This is a genomic window from Mesorhizobium sp. M1A.T.Ca.IN.004.03.1.1 (assembly GCF_003997555.1).
GTDB lineage: Bacteria > Pseudomonadota > Alphaproteobacteria > Rhizobiales > Rhizobiaceae > Mesorhizobium.
In genome coordinates this window covers 1-264 of record NZ_RZTV01000466.1, presented here as the reverse complement: position 1 = coordinate 264, position 264 = coordinate 1, and the positions used below count along the sequence as shown (strand labels likewise).

Annotated in this window: 1 protein-coding gene; it reads left to right on the top strand. The window is 63.6% G+C overall.

Annotated elements, in window-relative coordinates; all coding sequences use genetic code 11:
• On the top strand, positions 1 to 264 hold a 264-nt coding region (locus EOD29_RS32460), incomplete at both ends, for an ABC transporter transmembrane domain-containing protein (protein ID WP_245475508.1).

Below are 264 nucleotides of genomic sequence, written 5' to 3'. Positions count from 1 at the left end.
CGCGGTCGCTCTGCAGGTGCTTGCGCTTGCCCTGCCGATCTTCATCCAGATCACGGTCGACAAGGTGCTCGTGCACCAAGCCTATACGACGCTCGCTGTGCTCGCCATCGGGGTCAGCGCCGCGGTCCTGTTCGACGCGATTTTCAACTATCTGCGGCGCATCCTGCTGGTCTACGCCTCGGCGCGGATCGATGTGCGCACCTCAATCCGCACCTTCGCGCGTCTGCTGTCGTTGCCGATCGATTTCTTCGAGCGCGCCTCGGC